The following is a 17,101-nucleotide window of genomic DNA, read 5'->3' on the forward strand; positions in this document are numbered from 1 at the left end:
GGAAAAATAATGTCAGATCCAAAATTTGTTCACCTACGCGTACACAGTGACTTTTCTATGGTGGATGGCCTGTCTAAGGTGCCACCGTTAGTTAAGAAAGTCGCTGAAATGGGTATGCCCGCCCTAGCATTGACCGATTTCACTAACCTGTGTGGTTTGGTGAAGTTTTACGGTACTGCCCATGGGTGTGGGGTTAAGCCAATTATTGGTGCTGATTTCCTCATGCAATCTCCAGAATTTGGAGATGAACTGACGAAACTGACGGTGTTGGCGTCTGATAACAAAGGTTATAACAACCTTACCTTGCTGATTTCAAAAGCTTACTTGCGTGGTCACGTGCAACATCAGCCGGTGATCGACAAAGAGTGGTTAATCGAAAACGCTGAAGGATTGATCATCTTATCCGGTGCGAAGGAAGGTGAGATCGGTAAGGCATTGCTGAAAGGTAACCGTGATCTCGTCGCGAGCAGTGTCGAGTTTTACAAGACTCACTTCCCCGATCGCTTTTATTTAGAGTTGATTCGTACAGGGCGTGCCGATGAAGAGTCTTATCTGCACTTTGCACTAGAACTTGCTGAGCAGGAAGACTTGCCTGTTGTTGCAACCAACGAAGTAGTATTCCTAACTGAAGACCTGTTTGATGCCCATGAAATCCGCGTGGCAATTCATGATGGTTTCACTATGGTCGATCCTCGTCGTCCTAAAAATTACAGCGCGCAACAGTATCTTCGTAGCGAAGAAGAGATGTGCGAGTTGTTCTCCGATATCCCTGAAGCACTTGAGAACAGTGTTGAGATTGCTAAGCGTTGTAATGTAACGGTTCGTCTGGGCGAGTACTTCCTGCCTAACTTCCCAACGGAAGGTTTGGCGATTGAAGACTTCTTGATCAAGAAATCTGAAGAAGGCCTTGAGCGACGTCTAGCGTTCCTATTCCCAGATGAAAAAGTGCGTGCTGAGCGCAGACCGGAATACGATGAGCGACTCAAGATTGAGCTCGAAGTTGTTAACAACATGGGTTTCCCAGGTTACTTCTTGATCGTAATGGAGTTCATCCAGTGGTCAAAAGACAACGATGTGCCAGTAGGTCCTGGCCGTGGTTCTGGTGCCGGCTCTCTAGTCGCTTACGCCTTGGATATCACCGATCTCGATCCACTTGAATACGATCTACTTTTCGAACGTTTCTTGAACCCAGAACGTGTATCCATGCCCGATTTCGATATCGACTTCTGTATGGATAAGCGTGACCAAGTTATTGATCACGTGGCTGAAATGTACGGTCGTGATGCCGTTTCTCAGATCATCACCTTTGGTACCATGGCGGCAAAAGCGGTAATCCGCGATGTAGGCCGTGTACTGGGTCACCCGTTTGGTTTCGTCGATCGAATTTCAAAGCTTGTACCGCCAGATCCGGGTATGACGCTAGAGAAAGCATTCCTTGCTGAACCTGCATTGCCAGAGCTTTACGATGGCGATGAAGAAGTTCGTGAGCTGATCGATAAGTGTCGCATCCTTGAAGGTTGTACGCGAAATGCCGGTAAGCACGCGGGCGGTGTTGTTATCTCACCCACCACGATCACCGATTTTGCGCCAATCTATGCCGATGCAGAAGGTAACTTCCCAGTAACGCAATTCGATAAGAATGACGTTGAAACCGCCGGTTTGGTTAAGTTCGACTTCTTGGGTCTACGTACTCTGACCATCATCGATTGGGCGTTAGGCCTTGTAAACCCTCGCCTGAAGAAAGAAGGCAAAGAGCCGGTTCGTATCGAGTCGATTCCTCTTGATGACCAAGCGTCATTTAACCTATTACAAAATTCTGAAACCACCGCGGTATTCCAGCTGGAATCGCGTGGTATGAAAGACCTTATCAAACGTCTACAGCCCGACTGTTTTGAAGATATTATCGCATTGGTAGCCCTGTTCCGTCCGGGTCCTCTGCAATCAGGCATGGTAGATAACTTTATCGACCGTAAACACGGCCGTGAAGCGGTTTCTTACCCTGATGAAACGTGGCAACACGAATCGCTGAAAGAGACGCTAGAACCTACGTACGGCATCATCCTGTATCAAGAGCAGGTAATGCAAATCGCACAGATCCTTGCTGGCTATACGCTTGGTGGAGCGGATATGTTGCGTCGTGCGATGGGTAAGAAAAAGCCAGAAGAGATGGCAAAGCAGCGTGGTACCTTTAAAGAGGGTGCTGAAGCCAATGGTGTTGATGGCGAGCTGGCCATGAAGATCTTTGACTTGGTAGAGAAATTTGCGGGCTACGGCTTTAACAAATCTCACTCCGCAGCATATGCACTGGTTTCTTATCAAACGCTATGGCTGAAAACGCACTACCCAGCGGAATTTATGGCTGCGGTAATGACGGCAGATATGGATAACACCGAGAAGGTTATTGGCCTTGTTGATGAATGTTTCCGTATGAAGCTCAAGCTTTTACCACCAGATATCAACTCGGGTCTGTACCGCTTTAACGTGGATGAAGATGGCGCGATTGTTTATGGCATCGGTGCGATCAAAGGGGTCGGTGAAGGCCCTATTGAAGCGATTATTGAAGCGCGAAATAAAGGTGGTTACTTTAAAGACTTATTCGACTTCTGTGCACGTCTTGATCTGAAGAAGGTTAATAAACGTGTTATCGAAAAGTTGATTCTATCCGGAGCCTTAGATAGATTAGGTCCTCACCGAGCGGCGATGATGGCATCTTTGAAAGATGCGGTGAAGGCAGCGAGTCAACATCACCATGCCGAGTCTTTTGGTCAATCTGATATGTTTGGCGTGTTGACCGACGCTCCGGAAGAGGTTGAACACAAGTATACCCAAGTGCCTAAATGGCCTGAGAAGGTTTGGCTTGAAGGTGAACGTGAAACGCTTGGTTTGTATTTAACGGGTCACCCGGTTAACGCTTACATCAAAGAGTTAGCGAAATACACCAGCTGTCGTTTGAAAGATGCCACGCCAACGCGTCGTGACCAATCACTAACAATTGCAGGCTTGGTGATTGCTGCGAGAGTGATGACGACGAAGCGCGGCACGCGAATTGGTTTGATGACACTTGATGACCGTTCGGGCCGAATGGAAGTGATGTTGTTCTCGGATGCGCTCGATCGCTACGCAGAATTGCTCGAAAAAGACAAAATTGTGGTCGTTTCCGGACAGGTCAGCTTTGATGATTTCAATGGCGGGCTTAAAATGTCCGCGCGCGAGGTCATGGACTTAGGAAGCGCCCGTGAGAAATATGCTCGTGGGGTGTCGATATCTATCGACCAATCCCAAATTAACGGTCAATTTTTTGAACGCTTTAGTCAAATCTTAGAACCTTATAGAGCCGGAACGGTCCCAGTCAATGTATACTACCAGCGTGCCGACGCTAGAGCGCGGTTAACATTGGGCACAGAATGGCGCGTGACGCCAAGTGATACATTACTAGACGAATTAAAACAGCTGCTTGGAAATAGCCAAGTAGAACTCGAATTTAACTAAAATTTAGCTTCGCGAATGCGGAGCTGAATCAACAAGGATTCATAGATGAGCCTGAACTTTCTAGAATTTGAAAAGCCTATCGCTGAACTTGAAGCAAAAATCGAAGCGCTACGTGACGTTTCGCGTCACGGTGGTGACACAGCGGTAGATCTAGACAAAGAAATCGAACAACTAGAGAAAAAAAGCTTAGAGCTTAAACAGAAAATCTTTAGTGACTTAGGTGCATGGCAGGTAGCTCAACTTGCTCGTCACCCTCAACGTCCTTACACCAAAGATTACCTGGAGCATGCATTCACAGAGTTTGAAGAGATGGCGGGCGATCGCGCTTACGCTGACGACAAAGCTATTGTGGGTGGTATGGCTCGTCTAAATGGCCGTCCTGTTATGGTTATTGGTCACCAGAAAGGTCGTGAGACTAAAGAGAAAGTGATCCGTAACTTTGGTATGCCAAAGCCAGAAGGTTACCGTAAGGCGCTACGTCTAATGGAAACTGCTGAGCGTTTCAACATGCCTATTATTACTTTCATCGACACAGCGGGCGCATACCCAGGTGTTGGTGCTGAAGAGCGTGGTCAATCTGAAGCTATCGCTAAAAACCTAAAAGTGATGGCTGGCCTTTCAGTTCCTGTTATCTGTAACGTTGTGGGTGAAGGCGGTTCTGGTGGCGCACTAGCGATTGGTGTTGGTGACTACGTGAACATGCTTCAGTACTCTACGTACTCAGTAATCTCTCCAGAAGGTTGTGCTTCAATCTTATGGCGCGATTCAGATAAAGCACCACAAGCAGCTGAAGCGATGGGCCTGATTGCTCCTCGTCTTAAAGAGCTTGAGCTTATCGACGAAATCATTCCTGAGCCTCTAGGTGGCGCGCACCGCGACCCTGCACAAACCGCTCAAAACATGAAAGACATGTTAGTTAAACAGCTAGAAGAGCTAGAGCAGTTTGATAACGAAACGCTGCTTGAGCGTCGTTACCAGCGTCTAATGAGCTACGGCTACTGCTGATAACTTGCCTTAGCGATAAGGCTAGCTATACGAACAAATGATGAAAGGGTTGGACTCAGTGCCAACCCTTTTTTATTATTAAAACATTATCCCTTAAAACACGATCTCTTGGTTTATTAGCCTCATGACACACTTAATTGATACCTTCACATCTGTACTTGATCAAAGCGCGCTTAAGCCTTGTCGGTTGATCGTCGCTTTCAGTGGTGGTGTCGATTCACGAGTGTTGTTGGAGTTGGCTGCCCAATTCGCTAAGTCCCATCACATCGATTGCTGTGCGGTACATGTTCACCACGGCTTAAGCAACAATGCTGATTATTGGGCAGAGCAGTGCAAAACATGGTGTGATGCTTTGTCGGTATCCTTGTTCATTGAACGAGTCTCGCTAGATATTAGCCGTGGAGAAAGCGTTGAAAAGCTGGCTCGAGACGCGCGATACCAAGCCCTTAAAAAGCATATTAGACAAGGTGATGTGTTAGTGACAGGCCAGCACATCGATGACCAAGTCGAGACCTTCTTGTTAGCTCTTAAGCGTGGCAGTGGTCCGAAAGGGCTCTCTTCAATGGCGAAAGTGATGCCATTTTCAGGTGCTCATATCGTTCGCCCACTGCTGTCGGTGACGAGAACGGATATTGAAGTGGCGGCGCGCGATATGGCTTTAACTTGGGTAGAAGATGAGAGTAATCAAGACGTTCGCTTTGACCGTAATTTTATTCGTCATCAAGTCACTCCGACACTGACCGAGCGTTGGCCTAGTTTTCGAGAATCGGTCAGTCGTAGTGCTCAGCTATGTGCAGAGCAAGAGTTACTGTTGGATGAGTTGTTAGAATCTCACTTACAACAAGCTTTGACTGAGAAGCACAGCTTAAGTATTGAGGTATTATCTCAGTACTCTGATTTACTGCGTGCACGCTTATTAAGAATGTGGCTGAGCCGCTGTAATCAACCGATGCCGAGCCAAAAGCAGCTCAAACTTATATGGGATGAGGTGGCATGTGCTCAGGCAGACGCCAACCCTAAGCTGGTGTTGAATGAGGTTGAGGTTAGACGTTTTAATCATCAGCTCCATGTCGTAAAAGAGACCAAAGACTTGTCGAACTGGCAAAGTGATATCTCGATGGAAGAGAGCTTAGTTTTGCCTGGCGGTTTAGGGGAACTACACTTAACTTCAGCGGCGAGTGATGGTGTATCTAACCACTGTGATGCGCAACATTTTAGTCTCAACACAACGAGAGGAACACTGCGAGTTATATTTAACCCTGAGGGATTGTCAGCACACCCTGTTGGGCGCGGTCATAGCAGGAAGCTTAAGAAGTTGTTTCAAGAGTACCAAGTACCCAGTTGGTTAAGACGCAGAACGCCGATATTAATGGATGGCGATCGAGTGATCGCTGTTTTAGGCTTATTCGTAGATAAAAACTACGAAGGTCAAGATTGTGAAGCGCTTTGGAGCAAGTAGAAAAAGTTTATGTCACAATTCACCGTCACTTTAATAAAAATAATTAATGGAATATGCAATGAAGAAAATTACACTAGGATTAGTTCTTGGATTTGGACTATTGAGTGGTAACGCTCTGGCGGCTGATGTTGCTGCGGGTCAAGCTAAAGCAGCAATCTGTGCGGCATGTCATGGTGCAGACGGTATCGCAGTGATCCCTGGCTATCCAAACCTTAAAGGTCAAAACGAGCAATACATCGCTTCATCAATTAAGGCCTATAAGAATGGCCAGCGCACCGGCGGTTTGGCCGCTGTAATGCAGGCTCAAGCTTCAATGCTGAGTGATGAAGACATCGCGAATCTAGCCGCTTACTACGCAAGCCTTAAGTAAAACCTTCTCAAAGCGCTGATTAAACAAGATGATAAATTTCGAGCCAGAGCTTTAAAGCTCTGGCTTTTTTCATTGAATGTTTACTATAGCTAACCGATAATGAGCCATTCGCACAGTTTAAGGGATGAACATGAAAAAGATTGAAGCCATTATCAAGCCATTCAAACTTGATGATGTACGTGAAGCACTTGCAGAAGTGGGTATTACGGGTATGACAGTATCTGAAGTTAAAGGCTTTGGACGTCAAAAAGGTCATACTGAGCTATATCGCGGCGCAGAGTACATGGTCGACTTTTTACCTAAAGTGAAACTAGAAATCGTTGTGACCGACGAAGTGGCTGACCAATGTGTTGATACCATCATTGAGACGGCTCAAACAGGTAAAATTGGTGACGGTAAGATCTTCATTACTGAAGTTGAACGTGTGGTACGTATTCGTACTGGCGAAGAAGACGAAGACGCCGTATAAAAAAACTATTACCCTAAAAGGAGCGTTTATCGCTCCTTTTTCATCTCTGGTAGGGTGCTGTATGTTTAAGAAAACCATCATTGTTATCACGTTATTGATAACGCTTGCTGTCGTTAGTTTTCATTTTATCTTCGTGATCCCGAATAAACCCAACCTGATCATTTCCTCTCAAAGTACCAGTAACGACATCTACAGTTGCTACCAAAACTCTGCACCGAAAGCGATTGATGTGTCTGATGGCTTAGACATTACGGTGTGGAATATCTACAAGCAAAACCGAAATAATTGGCAGAGTGAGTTAAATAAGCTGTCGGCAGGTAGCGATTTAGTCTTGCTGCAAGAAGCTAGTATGACAGAAGGACTTCGCCAATGGGTAATGAGCGGACAGTGGGGAAGCACACGTGTTAATGCGTTTGAGGCCTTTGAGAAAAGTGCTGGGGTACTCAACCTAGCAACCCATTTACCGATTGAAGCGTGTGCTTATACTCATGAAGAACCTTGGCTTCAACTGCCTAAATCGGCGCTTTGGTCGCGTTACCAACTAAACAATGGCGAAGAGCTGGCTGTGATTAATATCCACGCTGTGAACTTTACCTTTGGTACGGAAGATTACGAGGCTCAGCTCAAGAGCTTAACTGACAATCTGCAAAAGTATCGTGGGCCGGTTATTTTTGCTGGGGACTTTAATAGCTGGAGTGAAGCTCGCTTTGCTGTATTGAAAGATGCGTTGGAGAAGGTTGGTTTGACGGAAGTTGCCTTTGAGCCAGATAACAGAACTCAGTTCATTACAGGACTGGTGCTCGACCATGTGTTCTATCGAGGGCTAGAGGTAGAAAAAGCAAAAGCGCCCATTACGGACGCTTCTGATCATAACCCTATGCGAGTGACCTTTAAGGCTAAATAGTGATTAGCTATTAGTCATTGGAACTTAACCATTCGCACGGTGGTTACCTTGGGAAATCTAACGGAACAATAGGCTAGAGAGTCTTCGCTAGCCTTATCTCTTCTACTTAAAAGATTAAAATGTAGAGCGCCCAGATTAGGTAGTAGCCAACCCATGGTAAGCCTGAAATCACAAGCGCTTGCCCGCGTTCAAACTCAGTCCACGTTAATACCGCAGCATAACCTAGCACGATGTACCATGGCAGAAGCAGTGGTAATGAGCTAGCAAACTGTGACCAATCATTAGTTAGCGGTAACTTGATCAAGCCATTTAAGCTGTTCAAGTCGGCAGCGTAGTTCATCACATGTCCATGCTTGAGTATCAGGCTTGCGTAGCTTGCTACATCACCTAAAACAGCTGGGAATATAACAACCGATGCCGCTGCAAACCATCGCCAAAAGCTGTGCTGATGTTGGCTTGGCTTGGTTGCTAGGTTAAACCAGAATGCCAATAGAACGATGGTTAATGTTCGGCCAAATACGTCGCTGATGATTTCACTTGCGAGTAAGGTATTGCTGTCAAGTAACGCCAATTGGTCAGGGTTCGTTTGAGCCAGTTGCTGCGAGAGCTCTGCACTTAACCATGCAAAATCTACATTCGAAAAATAAGCACCCCAAAACAAAAATGGGCTGAGCATTAATACGACGTAGGGTTGCCATCCCCAAGCACTTCGTTGATAAAGCGCTAAGAAACAAGCTGTTGGCGAACGGAATATATCCAACAGCATGACGAGTGGGTTACTTGACGGGTTCATACACTTACCTTAGTTACATCAACATACAGCTTCAGTTTTTGTCCTGGCTGTAGGTATTTTTTGTTCTGCAAAGTGTTCCATTTTACAACATCTGTACTTTTTACTTTGAACTTTGATGCAATACCGCTGACTGTGTCACCCGATCTTACGTTATAAAAGATCGTACGGATGATGGCGCCGTCTGAGCCGTTCTTCCAAATGACCAGTTCTTGACCAACTCTAAGCGTGTCGCGTGGTCCCATGCCATTCCACTTAGCCAGTGATTGATGAGAGACCTTATTTGCGCGTGCAATCGTCCATAGGCTGTCACCACTTCTTACAGTATGGCTGAGCTTATATTGACCACGACTCTTCGACTGTGTGCTTGCTAGGCGGTTTGAGGCGCTTAGGGCGTATGTCTTGTCGTCTTTGGTGGATGTTGGGATAAGTAAGTGCTGGCCAATACGAATATTGTTGTTGCTCAAACCGTTTGCAGAGCGGATCACTTTGCTGGTGGTGTTATATTTGCTTGCCAGTACGCTAATGCTGTCACCAGATTGAACCTTGTAACGCACCAACTTCATGCCTTTGCCTTTATTGGCAGCGACTTCTTTGTTGAATTTCTCAACTGAATCTAAAGGAAGTAATAGTTGTTGGTGTTTCTCTGGTGCCGTTGCCCATTGGTTGTAAGCCGGGTTGTAACCTTGAAGTTCTTTGACAGGAATGCCTGCGTAGTTCGCAGCAATGGCTAAATCAAGCTGTTCTTCAGGGTTAACCAGAGTCAGCACTGGCTTATTCGGGATCGCCGGAATATCGATGCCATACTTTTCTTGGTTGGCAATGACATCTGCTAGAGCAAGCAGTTTAGGTACATAGCTGCTGGTCTCTTTTGGTAAGTCCAAAGAGAAAAAGTCGATTGGCTTGCCAAGCTTCTTGTTCTTGCGGATTGCGCTGTTTACTCGACCACCACCACTGTTATAGGCAGCAATCGCATGATTCCAGTCGCCATCGAAACGTCGGTTAAGATCTGAGAGGAAGTCCAATGCGGCGTCGGTAGAGGCGGCAACATCGCGGCGGCCGTCATACCAAAAGTTCTGTTCAAGCCCGTAGTCTTTGCCAGTGCCTGAAATGAATTGCCATAGACCAGCAGCACTGCCATGAGAGTAGGCAAACGCATCGAAAGAGCTTTCTACAACGGGTAGTAGTGCCAATTCTAGTGGTAAGCCTTTTTCTTCAATCTTAGTCGTGATCAGATACAAGAAAGGTTCAGCACGCTTTGATACTGTTTTTAGATGACTCGGGTGCTTGAGATACCAAGTTCGGTAGTAGTCGACCTTCTTTTGGTCTGGCACTTCCATTTCAAGTTGCATCGCAATGCGTTTCCAAACATCTTCTTGTGTTTGTGGAGTAACGACAGGTGCTTCAACTTTTTGATCTTCTTTGGCTGTTGCTTCTGATGAAACGTTCGCTTGAGAAACTTCTTTAGTAGGAGATGTGTTGGTTTGCTCGGAAGCTTGGTCTGGATTCTCTGACTGAGTTAATTGGCAACCAGAAAGTAGTAATACCAAAGCCCAGCTGTACTTAACTCGCATGTTACAGCCTTTTTAATTAACGGCCGGTGATAATACTTGCCACCCCCTATGAGTGACAAGTCTGTATTTGTTAAAATTCGTTCTTCCACGCACGTAAAGCGGTAAATACCGATAAAGGATCGGTCTGCTCAGTACGATTAGATACTGATTTCACTACACTTGGCTCGGTATAGCGCAAGAAAGGGTTCACAAACTTCTCTTGTCTCAAATTTGTGGGGATGGTCGACTTATTCTGAGCTCGCAGTCGGTTCACTTGGTCGCGATATTGCTGCAAATGTTGGTTGTCAGGCTCAACAGCCAGTGCGAAAGCGATGTTCGCGGCGGTGTATTCATGAGCACAGTAAACCTCGGTTTCTTGAGGAAGTGCTGTGATCTTGTTCAGTGCATCGAACATCTGTTGTGGTGTGCCTTCCATGATTCGGCCACAGCCCGCAGAGAACAACACATCACCACAAAACAGTTTGGCATCGCCCACATAACCAATATGACCCGCAGTATGGCCACTGAGCCCTAGGACGAGGAATACTTCGCCAAACAGTTCTAATTGATCACCATCATCGACCTGATGAGTTAAGGTAGGGATAGGTTCATTCCTTGGACCGACAACATCCACGCCGGGAAATTGTCTAACGAGTTCTGGAACACCACCAATGTGATCGTGGTGGTGGTGTGTAATCAAGATTGCATCTAAAGTTAGCTCATGGTGTGCCAAGTACTCTAATACTGGAGCCGCATCACCAGGGTCGACGACAGCACAACGGCGATCGCTATTTTGAATCAGCCAGATGTAATTGTCGTTAAATGCAGGTATGCTTTTGATATGTAACATTATTGGTTCTCCAGTCACTTTTAGTGCGACAGAATAAGTGAGACAGATTATTGATGAAGCCAGCACGTAGCAGAAAGAAGTTTGAACGTCCTTACACTTGGGCGCAATTGCACAATGGGGACTGGTTGAGAGAATCTATTCAAACTCGACTCGATGAGTGGTGCCCAAAGCTATTTGGTTACCATATGCTCAAGCTCGGTGGCCTCAGTAGTGAGATTTCTAGCTGCACATGCAACATTCAACATCAAGTAAACCTAGATATCCAGAACCCATTACATAATGTGATAGCGGATGGCTATAATTTACCCTTTTTGGAGAAAAGCTTTGATGTTGTAGTGTTGAGTCATCAGTTAGATTATAGCAATGACCCGCATCGATTATTGAGAGAAGTCGATCGAGTGATGATGGACGATGGCTATATCATTATCACCGGCTTCAACCCAATCAGTGTCACTGGGCTTGCCAGTTTGATGCCTTGGCGAAAGAACAGCTTGCCTTGGAGTGGGCGTATGTACACGCCAAGTCGAATTAAAGACTGGTTAGGTGTACTTAACTATGAAGTAATTCATTGTGACACCTACGCGCTGTTTCCGATGAGTAAGTATCAAGCGATGTGGACGTGGTTGGAGAACAGCTTAGGTGGTTGTGCATCCTTCGCCGGAAGCCAATACTTTATTGTTGCTCGTAAGCGTACTTACCCGCTAAAACCCATCAAACCACATTGGCACCTTAAGCGACGTTTCTCGCCTGTTGGGGCAAGTTTTAGAACCAATACGCGCCGTACAATGGATTCAGCCAAAGCGTCATATCCGCTAAAAACAGAAAAAGCCGATTAGTTGTCGGCTTTTCATCTATCAATTCGATTGAGAAATTGTCAATTAGTTTAAGAAATTATAAATCGCTTTCTGAAATGTGCGTCTAATTAAAAAGACGATTAGCTTGGTTGATAGCCCGTATCTTCTAGAGTCGGATTCTCCGCTGCATTTCGCGCTAAATCATCACACATTTCGTTTTCTCTGTGTCCGGCGTGTCCTTTTACCCAGCGCCAATCAACGTTATGGCGAGCGGTTTCTTTATCGAGCCTTTGCCACAGATCGGCATTTTTAACCGGTTTCTTGTCGGCTGTTTTCCAGTCACGCTTTTTCCAGTTATGAATCCACTGTGTGATGCCTTGACGCACGTATTGGCTATCTGTGGTCAGAATCACAGAGCAAGGTTCTTTGAGGGTTTGCAGAGCCACGACAGCGGCGAGCATTTCCATACGGTTATTGGTTGTTAGCGTGAAACCTTCTGCTAGCGTCTTCTCGACTTTTTTGTAGCGAAGTACGATGCCATAGCCGCCGGGACCAGGGTTGCCTAAACAAGAACCATCAGTGAAAATTTCAACTTGTTTCGTCATGATTTGATACTATTACCTCAAGCACATTATCGGCATAGTCTGACACAGTTATCCTTATGAATACCAGTAGCACTCCAGAACAAAGCACGAACGAAAAAAACAGTTCGAACGAAAATAAGCGCATTGTTGTACTCGATACCGAAACCACCGGTATGAATACAGAAGGTGGCCCTCACTATATGGGTCACCGCATCGTTGAAATTGGTGCAGTAGAGATCATCAACCGTAGGCTGACCGGGCGTCATTTCCACGTCTACATCAAGCCCGATCGTGCGATTCAAGAAGAGGCGATTGGCGTTCACGGTATTACCGATGAATTCTTGATTGATAAGCCTGAATACCAAGACATTCATAAAGAGTTTCTCGACTTTATCAAAGGTGCGGAGCTGGTGGCTCATAACGCGCCCTTCGATACGGGCTTCATGGACTATGAGTTTGAGAAGCTCAACCCAGCGATAGGTAAAACGGATGACTACTGTAAAGTTACCGATACCTTGGCAATGGCGAAGAAGATATTCCCAGGTAAAAGAAACAACCTAGATATCTTATGTGACCGTTACGGTATCGATAACTCGCACCGCACTCTCCACGGCGCATTGCTCGATGCGGAGATCCTAGCCGACGTCTACTTATTGATGACGGGTGGTCAAACTTCGCTGCAATTTAACGCTGGTCAACAGGAAGGTGAAGCCGAAAGCATACGAAGAGTAGAAAGTGGTCGAAAATCCCTAAAGGTTTTACGAGCTACGGCCGATGAAGTAGAAGCGCATCAAAGTCGTTTAGATCTCGTCGAGAAAAGCGGAAGCTGCCTCTGGCGTCAGTAGGGAGAAAGTATGTTAAGGGTATTTGCTACCGGTTGCTTATTGCTGTTAAGTTTTGGCTTACATGCAGCAACAGAATCCGTTATGAGTTTATTGGACAACCGTTTTCGAGTTGATCCCAGTATTGAACAAGTCACCTTTGTGATTTATCGAGCCGATAACTCTAAACCTGTCGTTTTGGTTCGCCCTGATGGCAAGAAATACTACTCTTGGCGCAATGCTGATAATGTCCGTTGGTACGAAGAATCGTCCATGGACATTATCTCTATCGACAATCCGATGCCCGGCCCTTGGCAAGCGATAGGTAAAGTTTCCCCTAAGAACAATATCAAGCTGCTGTCTCATCTTGTTTTGGATGCTAATGAGTTCCCAGATAAGTTGTATCAAACAGAGCGCATCAAATTTACCGCTCGACTGACTTCTGATGGCAAGCCGCTGGTGCTGCGCGATTTTCTCGATCGCGTGAAGCTTAAGGTTACCTTTACTAAGTTTGTTGAAAACGAAGAGTCTTTGGTGAGAGAAGCGCGCCCGGTGCCGGTTGTGATGGGCGAGTTTGCCGATGATGGCGCTGATCTTGATGAAAAGGCCGGAGATGGTGTGTTCACTGTCTCTTTGCCAATTGATATCGAGCCCGGTAAATACCGAGCGCGTATTACCTCTGGTAATGGCGTGTTCCTGCGAGCGCAAGAGCAAGAAGTCTTGGTTTACCCAACACCGATCACTAGCACCTTCATTCAATCACGAAAAGAGGGTTTACCTCATACTATTGTGGTGTCTGGTGAACAGGGGATGATCGCACCGAGCTCGTTAGCGGTTCATGTTGAGCACAAGGCTCCTGATGAATATGTGATGTACAAGCAGGGGCAGGCTGAAGTCGACGCAATGAAAGTCGCTTTAGAGGTGCCTTATAATGGCGATTTAGGAATTTATAATTGGTCAGGGATGGTTTATGCCACTGATGCTTCAAGTCAGCGCCCGCTGATTTTTCCAATTACCGAGCAGTCGTACAGCGTTGTTGAAGATATCGACTTAGCAGAGTCACGACGTCTTCAAGAAGAAGCTCTTGCTGAACAGAAGCGTATCGCAACAGAGTTGATGATCCTTCAAAAACGTGAAGATGACAGACAGCGCAGTATTATCATTATTGCGGTGGGTAATGTGGTCGCGATTCTATTGGGCTTATTGATTTGGTTTGTGGTTCGTAAGGTCAAGGCGAAGAAAAAAGCTCAACCAGAGATGCAGCTTAAGGCTCCTAAGTAACTAGCCTATATTATTAGAGTTGTCTTGAGAGAGCAAACTTCGAGAGAACAAATCTCGAGAAAGTAAGCCTCGAGAAAGTAAGCATTAAAATTTGTGACAACGATGTCATGAACAAAAAAAACGGGACTCATAGGAGTCCCGTTTTTGTTTCTTTTTCTGGCCTTAAGCGACGTTATCAATCGATTGGTCTGGGTACTGAGATTTTGCTGCAAGCTCCTCTGGTGAGAAGTCATCCACGTTAATCGTGTACAGTCTATGTTCCTCAGCGCTAATCAGAAGATTTGCTTCGTCTTGCGTTAAGATACCTTTCTCAAGTCCCAACTGAGCAACAAGATCAAGTCGTAAGAAGGCACGTTTTTGATGTGTCTCTTTGCAGACTTTGTCGAACAGAGGTTCAGCTTGAAGAATCACTTCTAGCGCTTTTTCAATCTTACCTACTGGGTTGTATTCCGTCGCTTCTAGGTATTGGCCGCGACCTATACGAGAGCGTGTTTCGCTTGGTGTTTGTAGAATGTGCGCAACTTTGCTATCGAGCTTGTCGTTTGGAGCACGACGGATACGACCAAATGGCATTAGCACAACACGAAGCAGACGACCAATCACAGGGTTAGGGAAGTTCGCTAAGAATTCATCAATCGCCACTTCAGTCTGACGTAAGCTATCTTGCATCCCCCAATGTACTAACGGTAGATCTTCTGCGTGGCTGCCTTCACTTTCAAAGCGCTTCAACGTTGCTGAACCGAGGTAAAGTTGACTTAAGATATCACCCAGTCTTGCTGATAAACGTTCTCTACGCTTCAGTGATCCGCCTAGAACTGCCATTGAAATATCAGACAGTAGCGCTAGGTTTGCACTGTAGCGGTTTAGCTGTTGGTAGTAACGCTGTGTCTGTTTATCTGTTTTATTTGAAGGTGTTGGCGCATCAGAACCACGACCATCGGTTAAACCAAACCACAAGCTGCGGACTAGGTTGCTCATCGTAAAGCTAACGTGCCCTGCTAACGCTGAATCAAACTTATCAAGCGCATCGCTGCTTTCAGAATAAGCCGCTTCCATTTCGTTCAGTACGTAAGGGTGACAGCGAATCGCACCTTGACCATAGATGATCATTGAACGAGTCAGGATGTTTGCGCCTTCAACCGTAATCGCGATAGGTGAGCCTTGGTAGCCACGAGCTAGGAAGTTCGATGGGCCTAAACAAATGCCTTTACCACCGACGATATCCATCGCATCAATGATGCTGCGTTGGCCACGGTGCGTACAATGGTACTTAACGATTGCAGAGATAACCGAAGGCTTTTCGCCAAGGTCAATACCTGCGACGGTTAGGTTACTTGCTGCGTCCATTACATAAGCGTTACCTGCAAGGCGTGCAAGTGGCTCTTCAACCCCTTCCATGCGGCCAATAGGCTGTTTGAACTGACGGCGGATACGAGCGTAAGCGCCAGTTGCAAGCGCGGCAGACTTGATGCCACCAGTTGAGTTTGAAGGCAGTGTGATACCACGACCAACCGACAGGCACTCAACCAGCATACGCCAGCCTTGACCGGCCATTTTCTGACCGCCAATGATGAAATCGATAGGCACGAAGATATCGTCGCCTTGCGTCGGGCCATTTTGGAAAGGTACGTTTAGTGGGAAGTGGCGGTTGCCAATTTCTACGCCTTTTAAATCCGTTGGGATAAGCGCACAAGTGATACCAAGATCTTTTTGATCACCAAGCAGGCCATCCGGGTCACGAAGTTTAAAAGCTAAGCCTAATACCGTCGCGACAGGCGCGAGAGTGATGTAACGCTTGTTCCAAGTTAGGCGCATGCCGAGTACTTCTTCGCCTTGCCAGTCGCCTTTACAAACCACACCGTAATCTGGAATAGAGCCAGCGTCTGAGCCAGCTTCTGGGCTAGTTAGTGCGAAACAAGGGATCTCTTTACCTTCCGCTAGGCGAGGCAGGTAGTGGTTTCTTTGTTCTTCTGTACCGTAGTGTTGTAAAAGCTCACCAGGGCCTAATGAGTTAGGTACGCCAACCGTCGATGACAATACACTAGAAACGCCTGTTAGCTTCTGTAGAACCAAAGATTGAGCGTAAGCTGAGAACTCTAAGCCGCCGTATTTTTTCTTGATGATCATGGCGAAGAATTTATGGTCTTTCAGGTATTGCCATACTTCTGGTGGCAAATCAGCAAGCTCATGAGTGACTTGGTAATCATTGACCATTTCACACACGATATTTACTGGACCATCTAAAAACGCTTGCTCAGCTTCAGAGAGTTTCGGGTCAGCAATGTTCTGAAGTTTCTTCCATTCAGGTTTGCCTTTGAACAGCTCTGCTTCCCACCATACTGTGCCGGCTTCTAGTGCTTCTTTTTCTGTCTGAGACATCGCCGGTAGAACTTTCTTAAATAAAGAGAGTGCTTTTTGGCTGATCAGTGTCTGACGAATGGTCGGTACAGCAAAGATCGCAACGGCTAATAGATAGCAAAGCCAGCCGGTAACAGCCACGCCGCCAAGCAGTGTTAATGCTACCATTGCGCCGGTTAATACAACTAATGCACGTACCAGACTAACTCTATGGTAAAGACAGACGCCTAAGATGGCGGTCATGCCGAGTAGGGAGAGCAATATGTTCATGATCGATTTCCTTTTCAGAGATCACTTATTGTTATTAAGTTTTAGGTAAGAGGTCTAACCAGTCAAGTGTAAACAAAATATTAAATATTTGTAAAACTCCAAGG

General features: G+C 46.1%; 14 protein-coding genes. 9 read left to right on the forward strand and 5 right to left on the reverse strand.

Annotated elements, in window-relative coordinates; genetic code table 11:
• Positions 1-9: 9 nt before the first annotated feature.
• From dnaE to AB6E30_RS02930, 6 genes are all read left to right on the forward strand, one after another.
• On the forward strand, positions 10-3,489 hold the full coding sequence (gene dnaE / locus AB6E30_RS02905) for a DNA polymerase III subunit alpha (protein ID WP_102394428.1): 3,480 nt from the start codon (positions 10-12) through the stop codon (positions 3,487-3,489).
• Positions 3,490-3,534: 45 nt separating this feature from the next.
• Positions 3,535-4,494, forward strand: coding sequence for an acetyl-CoA carboxylase carboxyl transferase subunit alpha (accA, locus tag AB6E30_RS02910; protein WP_017060731.1), 960 nt, complete (start codon positions 3,535-3,537; stop codon positions 4,492-4,494).
• Between the two features lie 124 nt (positions 4,495-4,618).
• Positions 4,619-5,953: a tRNA lysidine(34) synthetase TilS gene (gene tilS / locus AB6E30_RS02915; protein ID WP_372102563.1), complete on the forward strand. Its 1,335-nt coding sequence runs from the start codon at positions 4,619-4,621 to the stop codon at positions 5,951-5,953.
• Between the two features lie 46 nt (positions 5,954-5,999).
• Positions 6,000-6,323 (forward strand): cytochrome c, encoded by a 324-nt coding sequence (locus AB6E30_RS02920; RefSeq protein WP_170791809.1) that lies wholly within the window; start codon positions 6,000-6,002, stop codon positions 6,321-6,323.
• Between the two features lie 130 nt (positions 6,324-6,453).
• Entirely contained in the window at positions 6,454-6,792 is a 339-nt protein-coding gene (gene glnB, locus AB6E30_RS02925) for a nitrogen regulatory protein P-II (RefSeq protein ID WP_017063373.1), read from the forward strand.
• Between the two features lie 61 nt (positions 6,793-6,853).
• Positions 6,854-7,696, forward strand: coding sequence for an endonuclease/exonuclease/phosphatase family protein (locus tag AB6E30_RS02930; protein ID WP_372102565.1), 843 nt, complete (start codon positions 6,854-6,856; stop codon positions 7,694-7,696).
• A gap of 106 nt (positions 7,697-7,802) precedes the next feature.
• On the opposite strand, the gene AB6E30_RS02935 is transcribed toward AB6E30_RS02930, so the two are convergent.
• From AB6E30_RS02935 to gloB, 3 genes are all read right to left on the reverse strand, one after another.
• Positions 7,803-8,489 (reverse strand): YIP1 family protein, encoded by a 687-nt coding sequence (locus tag AB6E30_RS02935; protein WP_017060727.1) that lies wholly within the window; start codon positions 8,487-8,489, stop codon positions 7,803-7,805.
• The gene (locus tag AB6E30_RS02940; RefSeq protein WP_017063374.1) at positions 8,486-10,060 is read right to left on the reverse strand and encodes a LysM peptidoglycan-binding domain-containing protein; all 1,575 of its coding nucleotides are present in this window, start codon (positions 10,058-10,060) and stop codon (positions 8,486-8,488) included. Before AB6E30_RS02940 ends, AB6E30_RS02935 begins: the two co-directional genes overlap by 4 nt.
• Positions 10,061-10,130: 70 nt before the next feature.
• A complete protein-coding gene (gene gloB / locus AB6E30_RS02945; protein WP_372102567.1) occupies positions 10,131-10,889 on the reverse strand; it encodes a hydroxyacylglutathione hydrolase in 759 nt (252 codons plus the stop codon).
• Between the two features lie 53 nt (positions 10,890-10,942).
• Between gloB and AB6E30_RS02950 the strand changes: the two genes are divergently transcribed.
• Positions 10,943-11,725, forward strand: coding sequence for a class I SAM-dependent methyltransferase (locus tag AB6E30_RS02950; protein ID WP_017060724.1), 783 nt, complete (start codon positions 10,943-10,945; stop codon positions 11,723-11,725).
• A gap of 98 nt (positions 11,726-11,823) precedes the next feature.
• On the opposite strand, the gene rnhA is transcribed toward AB6E30_RS02950, so the two are convergent.
• Positions 11,824-12,288, reverse strand: coding sequence for a ribonuclease HI (gene rnhA, locus AB6E30_RS02955; protein ID WP_017063376.1), 465 nt, complete (start codon positions 12,286-12,288; stop codon positions 11,824-11,826).
• Between the two features lie 56 nt (positions 12,289-12,344).
• On the opposite strand from rnhA, the gene dnaQ reads away from it, so the two are divergent.
• Together dnaQ and AB6E30_RS02965 are read left to right on the forward strand one after the other, a co-directional pair.
• Complete coding sequence (gene dnaQ, locus AB6E30_RS02960; RefSeq protein ID WP_017060722.1) at positions 12,345-13,112, forward strand: DNA polymerase III subunit epsilon; 768 nt, start codon at positions 12,345-12,347, stop codon at positions 13,110-13,112.
• Positions 13,113-13,121: 9 nt separating this feature from the next.
• Positions 13,122-14,369 carry a TIGR03503 family protein gene (locus tag AB6E30_RS02965; protein WP_372102569.1) on the forward strand — a complete coding sequence of 416 codons (1,248 nt, stop codon included), beginning with the start codon at positions 13,122-13,124 and terminating at the stop codon, positions 14,367-14,369.
• Positions 14,370-14,531: 162 nt separating this feature from the next.
• Here the strand turns inward: AB6E30_RS02965 and fadE are convergent, their stop codons facing one another.
• Positions 14,532-16,997, reverse strand: coding sequence for an acyl-CoA dehydrogenase FadE (gene fadE, locus AB6E30_RS02970; protein ID WP_029235127.1), 2,466 nt, complete (start codon positions 16,995-16,997; stop codon positions 14,532-14,534).
• Between the last annotated feature and the right edge of the window lie 104 nt (positions 16,998-17,101).

The sequence above is a fragment of the Vibrio sp. 10N.247.311.12 genome (assembly GCF_041467515.1).
Lineage (GTDB): Bacteria > Pseudomonadota > Gammaproteobacteria > Enterobacterales > Vibrionaceae > Vibrio > Vibrio crassostreae_C.

Bases quoted from the DNA above. Each gene is read 5' to 3' on its own strand.
- dnaE (WP_102394428.1), top strand. From the start codon at position 10: ATGTCAGATCCAAAATTTGTTCACCTACGCGTACACAGTGACTTTTCT.
- accA (WP_017060731.1), top strand. From the start codon at position 3,535: ATGAGCCTGAACTTTCTAGAATTTGAAAAGCCTATCGCTGAACTTGAA.
- tilS (WP_372102563.1), top strand. From the start codon at position 4,619: ATGACACACTTAATTGATACCTTCACATCTGTACTTGATCAAAGCGCG.
- AB6E30_RS02920 (WP_170791809.1), top strand. From the start codon at position 6,000: ATGGAATATGCAATGAAGAAAATTACACTAGGATTAGTTCTTGGATTT.
- glnB (WP_017063373.1), top strand. From the start codon at position 6,454: ATGAAAAAGATTGAAGCCATTATCAAGCCATTCAAACTTGATGATGTA.
- AB6E30_RS02930 (WP_372102565.1), top strand. From the start codon at position 6,854: ATGTTTAAGAAAACCATCATTGTTATCACGTTATTGATAACGCTTGCT.
- AB6E30_RS02935 (WP_017060727.1), bottom strand. From the start codon at position 8,489: ATGAACCCGTCAAGTAACCCACTCGTCATGCTGTTGGATATATTCCGT.
- AB6E30_RS02940 (WP_017063374.1), bottom strand. From the start codon at position 10,060: ATGCGAGTTAAGTACAGCTGGGCTTTGGTATTACTACTTTCTGGTTGC.
- gloB (WP_372102567.1), bottom strand. From the start codon at position 10,889: ATGTTACATATCAAAAGCATACCTGCATTTAACGACAATTACATCTGG.
- AB6E30_RS02950 (WP_017060724.1), top strand. From the start codon at position 10,943: ATGAAGCCAGCACGTAGCAGAAAGAAGTTTGAACGTCCTTACACTTGG.
- rnhA (WP_017063376.1), bottom strand. From the start codon at position 12,288: ATGACGAAACAAGTTGAAATTTTCACTGATGGTTCTTGTTTAGGCAAC.
- dnaQ (WP_017060722.1), top strand. From the start codon at position 12,345: ATGAATACCAGTAGCACTCCAGAACAAAGCACGAACGAAAAAAACAGT.
- AB6E30_RS02965 (WP_372102569.1), top strand. From the start codon at position 13,122: ATGTTAAGGGTATTTGCTACCGGTTGCTTATTGCTGTTAAGTTTTGGC.
- fadE (WP_029235127.1), bottom strand. From the start codon at position 16,997: ATGAACATATTGCTCTCCCTACTCGGCATGACCGCCATCTTAGGCGTC.